Below are 8,743 nucleotides of genomic sequence, written 5' to 3'. Positions count from 1 at the left end.
TCTCACTTGGTCCTTCGTTTCGATGATCTGGCCAAGCGAGAATTCCTGCTCTGGAACAATAAAAACGGCCTCCTTACAGAGACCATTTGGTATCAGAGAAATTTATTTAGCGCTGAAGGAGGATAGTCTCCTGAACTTTCAGCCCCTGGGCCAAGGCGTCGCGGGCATGTCGCCGGGCAGCAGTCAGGTCGTGGTCACGGTAGTTGCCGCATTCCAGTTCACTCACGCCTGGAATAGGGCGGTCATGGTTGGCCGTGTCTTTCAGAGCCGCCTGAAAAGCACCCAGCACGCCCTGCTCGTCAGGTTCGCCAATGACGGCCATATAGAGGCCCGTGCGGCAGCCCATAGGTGAAACGTCCACCACGTCCTTCACGTGGTCACGCAGGTAGCCGGCCATCAGGTGTTCCAGAGTGTGCAGGGCCGCTGGCTCGATGGCTGCCTGATTGGGCTGAAGCAACCGCAGGTCGTACTTGCTGATGGAGTCGCCGCGCGGCGTGGTCTTAACGCCGGCCAGACGCACGTACGGCGCCTTGACCTTGGTGTGGTCAAGATCAAAGGATTCAACGTTTGCCATGCCTCTATTGTGCCCCGCCTGCTGCTGCAACAAGGCGACCTGTCCACCAGAGAAGCCGCAGCCGCAGGACGCTCTCTATACTGCCCGGCGTGCCCACGCTCATTAACCGCGCCCGCCGCACGCCCCTGTGGCTGCCCACCGTGATAGCCGCGCTTCTGGTCGCCGCCGACCAGGCGCTGAAGGTCTGGGCACTGAACACCCTGAAGCTTGACGTAGCTCCAATTCCCTTTCTGCCCGGCCTGCTGGAATGGCAATTGACCTTTAACACGGGCGCTGCCTGGAGCCTGTTCAGTGGCAGTGCCGTGCCGCTGGCGCTGGGCCGTCTGGCCGTGGGGCTGGGACTGCTGGTCTACCTGGGAGTGCGGCCTCAACCGCGTGCCATGAGCATCATCCTGAGCCTGATTGCCGCCGGCGCTATCGGCAATGCCATTGACGGCCTGCGCCTGGGCAAAGTGACGGACATGCTGTATTCGCCGCTGCTGAGCAGTGTGACCCAGGCGCTGAAGGCCGGTCACTTTCCCATCTTCAACATTGCCGACTGCTGCGTTGTGCTGGGCACCATCGCCCTGATCGTGCTGAGCCTGGTCAACGAGCGCCGGCCCAAGGTCGCAAACTAGAAGCCGCAGGCCAGAGGCGCGGTGACAGCCATATCAAAAAGTCGCGTCCCCACCCAATTCAGGATGAGGACGCGACGGGAAGAAAACGTATTTAGGCCACAGCCTTGCGGCACTTGCTGCACACGCGCAGGCGGAGGCTCACACCGCTGCGGGTCACCGTCAGAGGCTGAAGGTTGGGCTTCTGCACTCGTTTGGTGATGCCAGTAACCTTACGGCCGACGCCGCCCTTCGCGCGGGCCTTACCACGGCGGACAACCGAGTTCACCACAATCGGCCCCTTCCCGCACACTTCGCACACTTTCGCCATGATGACTCTCCTTCTTCAGTCTGATTGATTCCTTTGCGGATCAGGGGCGCCTTCCATTCTGGAAACCGCGCCACGCCGACCTGAATCAGACAAGCCGTCCGACTGTAGCACACTGAGAACACAGACGCAAAAGGCAGGTCACAGCAGGCCACAAAAAATGGACGGCGCACGTGGCACCGTCCAGCAGGGGGAAAAGCAGGTTAACGCAAGATTCGCAGAGCCTTGAGCAGAGCAATTAGCACGACGCTGCCCACCACGCCCCAGACGATGCTCCAGAAGGAGAAGCCGTTACCGGCGTAATCAGCGCCGCCGATGTTGAGCCAGTTGCCGAAGACGGCCTGGGCGAGCAGGCTGCCCACGATACCAATCAAGATGTTGGCAATCGCACCCTGCTGGGCATTCGTCTTCATGATGATGCTGGCCAACCAACCGCAGAGCGCGCCTACCAAAATCGTAACAATCCAACTCATGTGTTTGACCTCCGTTGTCTTGGTTTATTGCTTGAATTGAAATCAACGAGCTGTTCGTTGTGAAAGCAGCATGCGGCTCGTCAAAAACCCTAATTGTGCAGACTCGTACTTTCTCAAGAGGGGTTGAAGGCGGGATGGATGTCCCCCCAAGTTGACTTAAGGAGCGAGGACGTGGGCACCCCGGAAAACGCTCATATCTGACGCGAAGACAAAGGTCCAGGCCGGACGTGCGGCGGCATTTGTCTTACTCCGGCGGCGATGGGCATAGGCCTAGGTCGCTAGCATGGCCCCAGCACACCGCGCCCCGCGCGGGACGGAGGCCCTACCCCTATGCCTGGACTACTTGAACGCTACCGCTCCTACCTGCCTGTGACGGACCAGACGCCCCTGCTGAGCCTGAGTGAGGGCGCCACACCTCTAATTTCTGCGCCGGCCTTGAGCCGCTACCTGGGCGTTGACCTCTATCTGAAATACGAGGGCCTGAATCCCACCGGCAGTTTTAAAGACCGGGGCATGGTCGTGGCTGTGGCCAAGGCGGCTGAGGCCGGCGCCGACACCGTGATTTGCGCCAGCACCGGCAACACCAGCGCCGCCGCCGCCGCCTACGCCAGCCGCGCGGGCCTCCAGTGCATCGTCCTGATTCCCGACGGGAACATTGCGCTGGGCAAGCTGGCCCAGGCGGTGGCCTACGGCGCGCGCATTGTGGCGGTGCGTGGCAACTTTGACGTGGCGCTGCAACTTGTGCGCGAGATCAGCGAGTCGCGCCCGATTGCGCTGGTGAACTCAGTGAACCCACACCGCCTGCAAGGCCAGAAAACAGCGGCTTTTGAAGTGGTTGACGAGTTGGGGGCTGCTCCCGACATCCTGGCGCTGCCGGTGGGCAACGCGGGCAACATCAGTGCCTACTGGATGGGGTTCCGGGAATACCGCAGCGCCGGCAAGATGGACGGGCTGCCGCGCATGTGGGGCTTTCAGGCCAGCGGGGCGGCACCTCTGGCCCGCGGCGTGGACCGGGTTGAGAACCCCGAAACATTGGCCACAGCCATTCGCATCGGCGCGCCGGCCAGCGCCCACCTAGCCAGGGCGGCGGTGCAGGAATCAGGCGGCCTGTTTGACCACGTAAGCGATGATGACATCATGGCGGCCTACCACCTGATTGCGCGTGAAGGTGTGTTTTGCGAGCCTGCCAGCGCCGCGCCCGTGGCGGGCCTGCTGAAACTCCACGCCCAGGGCAAACTCTCGCCCGGCCAGCGCGTGGTGGCGGTGCTGACCGGCAATGGCCTGAAAGACCCGAGCAGCGCCATGCGCGCCGTGCAGGCGCCGCTCGCCGTAGACGCCAGCATGGACGCGGTGCTGGCGAGCCTGTCGTGAGGCAGTCAGGGGGGGGCCTCAGCAGCGTAAAGCCAAGAGCCCTCCTTGCCTGGTCGCCCCTTTTCGCCTGGCCGCCCCGTGGCCGGAGCACCCCATGACTTTTACAGTGAGAGCGCCGGCCAGCAGCGCCAATCTGGGACCAGGTTTTGACAGCCTGGGCCTGAGCGTGCCGCTGTTCACGACCCTGCGCGTGACCCCACAGGCGACGACCGAGGTGGTGCCGCTGGGGCCAGATCTGGACGGCACGCCCGCAGACGAAAGCAATTACGTCTATCAGGCCATGCTGCTGGCCGCCCGGCGGGTGGGGCGCCCCCTGCCCCCCGCCCGCATCGAGATTGAAACTGAGGTGCCGCTCGCGCGTGGCCTGGGCAGCAGCGCCGCCGCCCTGGTGGCGGGCATCGTGGCGGGCAATGAACTGCTGGGCCGGCCCCTGAACGACGAAACGGTGCTGGACGTGGCGGCGCGCGAGGAAGGGCACCCGGACAACGTGGCCCCGGCGCTGTTCGGCGGCATCGTGGTGGCCACTCTGGACAAGCTGGGCACCCACTATGTGCGCCTGGCGCCACCGGCCCACCTGGGCGTCACAGTGCTGGTCCCCGACTTTGAGCTGAGCACCAGTAAAGCCCGCGCCGTACTGCCCAAAGAGTACAGCCGCGCCGACGCCGTTCACGCACTGTCACACGCGGCGCTGCTGGCAGCGGCCCTAGCGCAGGGCCGGCTGGACCTGCTGCGCCACGCCATGCAGGACTACATTCACCAGACTTGGCGCGCGCCACTCGTGCCGGGTCTGAGCGACATTCTGGAAGGAGCGTGGCGGCACGGCGCGCTGGGCGCGGCCCTCAGTGGCGCTGGCCCCACCGTCCTGTGTTTTCACGACACGCGGGAGCCGACCGCTGGGTTACACACCTACCTTCACAGCGTCATGACCAAAAACGGCCTGACAGGCCGGGTGATGGACTTTCCGATTGACGAGGCCGGCACTGTCGTCGAGCGCGGCGCTCACACCTGTTCCTGAGCAGGCGGCGCCAGGTCGGGAAACCAGGGCGACTGCCTACCTGTGGCCTCATAGTCAAAGCTAGACGCATTGAGTTCTTGACCCCGCAATAACCCCAGACGAGCAGACCGAGTCTTTGCTATGAGAACAAATGCGACGAGATGCCGCCGTCGGCCAGCCCAGCGAACCGCAAACAGGCCCGCACATTTGGCTGCGGGCCTGTTCACTGACGCGATCAGTTCAGGGTTTTGATGTAGGCGTGCAGGTCAGCCACCTGCTCGTCGCTAATCTGCGCCTCACTGAAGCGGGGCATCACGTTGCTCAGCTGACGGGTGGGGGTGCGGCCCTCGCGCAGCACAGTGACCAGCTGCGCCACACTCCAGCTCTTGACCCCCTTGTCACTGAGCAGCGAGGGACCAACCGCACCGGTCCCGTTGGGGGCGTGGCAGCCGGAGCAATTACTGACATAGATGGTCTGACCAGCTTCGATGTTGCCCTCACTCTCGGCGCCCACCGCCGCCACTTCCTCGTCGGTCGGTTCCTGGGCCGAGGTTTCGTTGACGGTGTTGGTTTCCTCGGCGCGGTTCTCCTCAGTGGCGGCCCCCTCGGCGCCTTCCTCTGTGGCCTCGCCTCCGGTCTCCTCACTGCCGGTGCCCTCTTCCTGGGTGTCTCCGCTGGTATTTTCGGCACCGGCCTCATCGCTACTGGCCGCTTCGCCTTCGCCCTGTGTGTCTTCGGCGCCCTGCCCCACCTGAGCGCTTTCGCTGGCGGGCAAGGTTGACCCCGGCATGACCTCGGCCGGCTTACCCATGGTGCGGGGCGTGAGAATCAGCAGGGCCACCCCCAGGATGACCCCCAGCGTGACGCCCAGCGCCCAGGACAGGACACTGCCGGCGATTCGGTTGCGCGCTTCGTTCATGCGGCGAGCATACGCCGCGCGCCCAGACGCATCACCGGGGTCTGGGTGGGCTTTTCTTCATGCGTCCGGCGGGTGGCTGCTGGCCTGACTGACCTCTTGCCAGCCTCACCAGAAGCCTTTTGAAAAGGAGGAGCGACTGACCTCTTTGAAAGGCGGCTGTTCTGAGCCTGCCAGGAGGGTCGTCTGCCCGCGCACACCGCGACCGTTGTTCTCCTGTTGTGCCATTCCGCTGTCTAAGTCGAGTGAGGCAGACCTTAACCGCTGAGGTCAGCCTCAGACCTTACAACAATGGCGTGGGTGGGGCAGCCTGACCCTGCGCGCTGTCCTCTGGCCACCACTGCCAGCGGGCCAGGTCGCAGCGGCCAGAGGCATCAAACTCAATGCCTTCAGTGCGCAGCAGCCCTTCTTGCAGGTCGCCAAAGCCCAGCTTGTGCGTGCTGACCCGGCCCTGGGCGTTGATGACGCGCTGCCAGGGCAGTTCAGAGCCGCCCACCAGGCTGTTCAACACGAAACCGGCCTGCCGCGCCGCTCCGGGCTGACCAGCCAGCGTGGCCAGCTGCCCGTAGGTCACAACCCGGCCTGCTGGGATGCGGGCCACCAGAGCCAGCACGCGGTCACGAAAAGCGGGTTCGGGATCGGTCATGCCTTCCACTATGGCGCAGAGTCGTCACAGGTCTCAGAGGCGGCAGGGACGAGAGCAGAGCCTCACGCCAGCGGAGTGCTGTGCTCAGGGCTGTTTCGCCACAGGAGCCACCGCTGGACCGCCCGCCGTCACACCGCTGACCAGCGCCTCGCGGATGCCCAGCGCGAGCCCCAGCGCCACCCGGTCCAGGTAATTGGCGTCGCGCAGGTTCAGGCCGTCCACCGGATGACTGGTGTAGCCGATTTCCACCAGGGCCGCCGGCACGCGGCTGTTGCGCAGCACCGACAGCGACTGACTGTTTTTCAGGCCCCGGCTAAATGCCCCTGTCACCGCCACCATCTGCCGCTGCAACAGCCCAGCCAGGGCGCTGCTCTGGGGATGGTTGGGGTTCCACCACGTTTCGATGCCGTAGCCGCGCAGGGCGGTGCTGGCGTCCATGGCATTGACATGAATTGAGACGAAGAGCTGGGTGCCGGGCGTGCCCTGGGCGGCGCGCAGTTGCAGGTCGGTGCTTTTGACGGGGTGCAGTTCGCGGTCACTGTCGCGGGTCAGGACGACTTCCACGCCAGCGGCGCTGAGGAGGTCGCGCACGCGCAGGGCGACCGCCAGGGTTACCTCCTTTTCCACGATGGTGCCCACGGCGCCGGGGTCGCGCCCACCGTGCCCGGCGTCAATCACGACGCGCGGGCGCACATAACTGGCGCTAAGGGCCAGGATGGCCGTTCCGCGTGTGGCCAGCACCGGCGGCACCGACGCCACCACCCGCTCGGTGGCGGGCAGCGGGGTGAGGTCGGCCAGAGCGGGCGAAAGGTCAATCACCAAACGGTAGGCCGCGCTGCCGCTGGCGGGCGGCAACAGTTGGGCCCGCCAGCCGCTGCGCACCCCCAGCGGTGTGGGGGTCAGCAGCGTGACCGTGCCGCCGCCGCTGGCCGGGGCAAAGCGCCACTCGCGGACCTCGGGGCTGACGCTGCGCGCGCTGCGGGCTCCCAGCGTCACGCCGCCCAATTCGATGGTCAGGCCAGTGCCGCCTGGCAGCAGACGGTAGGTGGTGCCGGGGGGCAGGTCCAGCACCACGCGCGTCTGCCCCGGATTCTTGCCAATGCGCGGCGTGCTCAGGGCCGACGGCAGGGCTGTACCCGGCACCCGACCTTGCAGCGGGGTGGGCAGACTGGCGGCCGGACTGGGCAGGGCCGGCGCGGGCGGCAGCACCTTGGCAGAGGGGATGGTGTCGCCCGGCGGCACTGCGTCGGTGACTGGGGCACTGACGGCTGACGGGGCCGACGGCGAATTCAGAACGGCCTGGGCGCCCGGCGTCACGGGCGCAGTGGTCAGGACACGCCCCTGCAGGCGCGGCGCCGCGCCGCCGCTGACCGTAGCGCCCAGTTCCAGAATCAGGACCCTGGCTCCGGTGGCCAGGGTGGCCTCGGAAGCCTGCCAGCCGGCACTGAGCGACAATGGAAACGGCGTGAACAGGGTGATCTGGCCGGCCCCTGCCCGTATCTCGGTGACACTGGCGCCCAGGCCGGCGGTCACCCCAGGCTGCACCCGCGCCCCCTGCACATCCAGACGCAGTCCGGTGAAGGTGGGGGCTAGGGTGTAGTCCACTCCCTGCGGCAGATCAAAGACCACACGGGTCGTGCTGCCCTGCACACTGAGCCGTGGTGGGCCAAACGTCAGGTCCTGTATCCCTGTGAGCGTCAGAGGAGCGGGGGCACTGGGCAGGGGCGTCTGGGCCAGCGCGCTGCCCATCAGCGCAGACAGCAGGCTAGATGAGAGCAGGATGGCAGCACGATTCATGGTGCTCCATACTCTACGGCGCCGCAGTGAGAACTCCCGGCACGGTCTCATGCGTTCAGACAGCCAAAAAGGCCGTTCCAGCGGCAGGCCGAGCCGCCTTTCCTCATCCGAAGCCAGACCGCTCCGCCTCCAGTCTCATCCAAAAGGGGCTTGACGGCTAGCTTTTCTCTCTTTTTGCGCTAGACCTAGCCCCCAGCTTAAGGAGTGGGCGGCGTAAAAGGCTGGGCCGCAGCGCTGAACAAGGCGTCCCAGGTGCCCCGGTCCACCCGGCCGGTGGCTGGCAGCCGGGCTGAGGTCTGAAACGCGCGCACAGTGGCTGCCGTGACCGGGCCGTACCAGCCGTCGCCCTGGCCAGTGCGCACCGGGCGCATCAGGGCAATCAGGCGGTTTTGTACCGCCAGCACGTCGGTCCCGTTCATGCGCTGCGTCTGCACCTGAAGGGTGCGCCGGAAGGGCAGCGGCGCCACCGAGCGGGGCGGCACAGGGTCCACAGGCGCCGCCGTGGCCGGCGTGGCCGCGACCGGTTCTAATTTCACGGCGCCCGTGGCAGGCGTCTGGGCGGGCAGCGCACCCGGCGGCGTATCCAGATAGGCCAGGGTCTGCGCGCGGCCCTCCGGGTCAGGTTGCAAGCGCAGGTACACATACCCGGAGGGCGTCTTGAGCCAGTTGTACACGCTGCGCTGCCCGTCCTTGCTGCGCCACACCCCGTACAGTTCGGTGCCCAGGGCCGCCGTCAGGGCCACGCGCGTCTGTTCAACGGTGTGGCCCACACCCACGCAGCGTTTGTCAGAGGTGCCAATCTGACTGAAACCCGCCGGGCAATTGCGCAGGACCCCGTCCAGGGCTTCAGTGATTCGCAGCGCCGCGCGTTCCAGTGGAGCGGGCGTCGGTGGGGCCGCCAGCGCGGGGGCGCCCAGCAGTGCCCAGCACACCCAAGCGTGCCCCACCACCCGCCGGGCAGCGGTCAGGGGCCAGCGACTGGGGGGCATCCACACACTCATAGCAGCAGTGCTACCACGGCCAAGCTGACGCCAGCTGAGCGGGCGCCACG

The 8,743-nt window shown here is 65.9% G+C and carries 10 protein-coding genes; 3 read left to right on the top strand and 7 right to left on the bottom strand.

Going from position 1 to position 8,743, the window contains the following annotated elements; genetic code table 11:
* Positions 1 to 106 precede the first annotated feature (106 nt).
* Positions 107 to 574, bottom strand: a complete 468-nt coding sequence (locus GO986_RS17735; protein ID WP_157460631.1) for an S-ribosylhomocysteine lyase — start codon at positions 572 to 574, stop codon at positions 107 to 109.
* Here GO986_RS17735 and lspA point away from each other — a divergent pair.
* The gene (lspA, locus tag GO986_RS17730; protein WP_157460630.1) at positions 568 to 1,191 is read left to right on the top strand and encodes a signal peptidase II; all 624 of its coding nucleotides are present in this window, start codon (positions 568 to 570) and stop codon (positions 1,189 to 1,191) included. The two genes, GO986_RS17735 and lspA, sit on opposite strands and share 7 nt — an antisense overlap.
* A 91-nt stretch (positions 1,192 to 1,282) precedes the next feature.
* Here lspA and rpmB read toward each other — a convergent pair whose 3' ends face one another.
* Both rpmB and GO986_RS17720 read right to left on the bottom strand, forming a co-directional pair.
* Positions 1,283 to 1,498, bottom strand: coding sequence for a 50S ribosomal protein L28 (gene rpmB / locus GO986_RS17725; RefSeq protein ID WP_157460629.1), 216 nt, complete (start codon positions 1,496 to 1,498; stop codon positions 1,283 to 1,285).
* Positions 1,499 to 1,698: 200 nt separating this feature from the next.
* Positions 1,699 to 1,968, bottom strand: a complete 270-nt coding sequence (locus tag GO986_RS17720) for a GlsB/YeaQ/YmgE family stress response membrane protein (protein ID WP_157460628.1) — start codon at positions 1,966 to 1,968, stop codon at positions 1,699 to 1,701.
* Between the two features lie 330 nt (positions 1,969 to 2,298).
* On the opposite strand from GO986_RS17720, the gene thrC reads away from it, so the two are divergent.
* Both thrC and thrB read left to right on the top strand, forming a co-directional pair.
* On the top strand, positions 2,299 to 3,339 hold the full coding sequence (gene thrC / locus GO986_RS17715) for a threonine synthase (RefSeq protein ID WP_157460627.1): 1,041 nt from the start codon (positions 2,299 to 2,301) through the stop codon (positions 3,337 to 3,339).
* Positions 3,340 to 3,433: 94 nt separating this feature from the next.
* Positions 3,434 to 4,354 (top strand): homoserine kinase, encoded by a 921-nt coding sequence (gene thrB / locus GO986_RS17710; RefSeq protein WP_157460626.1) that lies wholly within the window; start codon positions 3,434 to 3,436, stop codon positions 4,352 to 4,354.
* 214 nt (positions 4,355 to 4,568) lie between these two features.
* Here thrB and GO986_RS17705 read toward each other — a convergent pair whose 3' ends face one another.
* From GO986_RS17705 to GO986_RS17690, 4 genes are all read right to left on the bottom strand, one after another.
* Positions 4,569 to 5,252, bottom strand: a complete 684-nt coding sequence (locus GO986_RS17705; protein WP_157460625.1) for a c-type cytochrome — start codon at positions 5,250 to 5,252, stop codon at positions 4,569 to 4,571.
* Positions 5,253 to 5,532: 280 nt separating this feature from the next.
* Positions 5,533 to 5,895: an MGMT family protein gene (locus GO986_RS17700; protein WP_157460624.1), complete on the bottom strand. Its 363-nt coding sequence runs from the start codon at positions 5,893 to 5,895 to the stop codon at positions 5,533 to 5,535.
* An 84-nt stretch (positions 5,896 to 5,979) separates the two neighbouring features.
* Positions 5,980 to 7,692 (bottom strand): N-acetylmuramoyl-L-alanine amidase family protein, encoded by a 1,713-nt coding sequence (locus GO986_RS17695; protein ID WP_157460623.1) that lies wholly within the window; start codon positions 7,690 to 7,692, stop codon positions 5,980 to 5,982.
* A 197-nt stretch (positions 7,693 to 7,889) separates the two neighbouring features.
* Positions 7,890 to 8,681, bottom strand: coding sequence for a peptidoglycan-binding domain-containing protein (locus tag GO986_RS17690; protein ID WP_157460622.1), 792 nt, complete (start codon positions 8,679 to 8,681; stop codon positions 7,890 to 7,892).
* Positions 8,682 to 8,743 lie beyond the last annotated feature (62 nt).

Source organism: Deinococcus arboris (genome assembly GCF_009755355.1).
In the GTDB taxonomy this organism is placed as follows: domain Bacteria; phylum Deinococcota; class Deinococci; order Deinococcales; family Deinococcaceae; genus Deinococcus; species Deinococcus betulae.
Note: the sequence above shows the minus strand (reverse complement) of the source record. Positions and strands in the feature narration are given on the sequence as shown.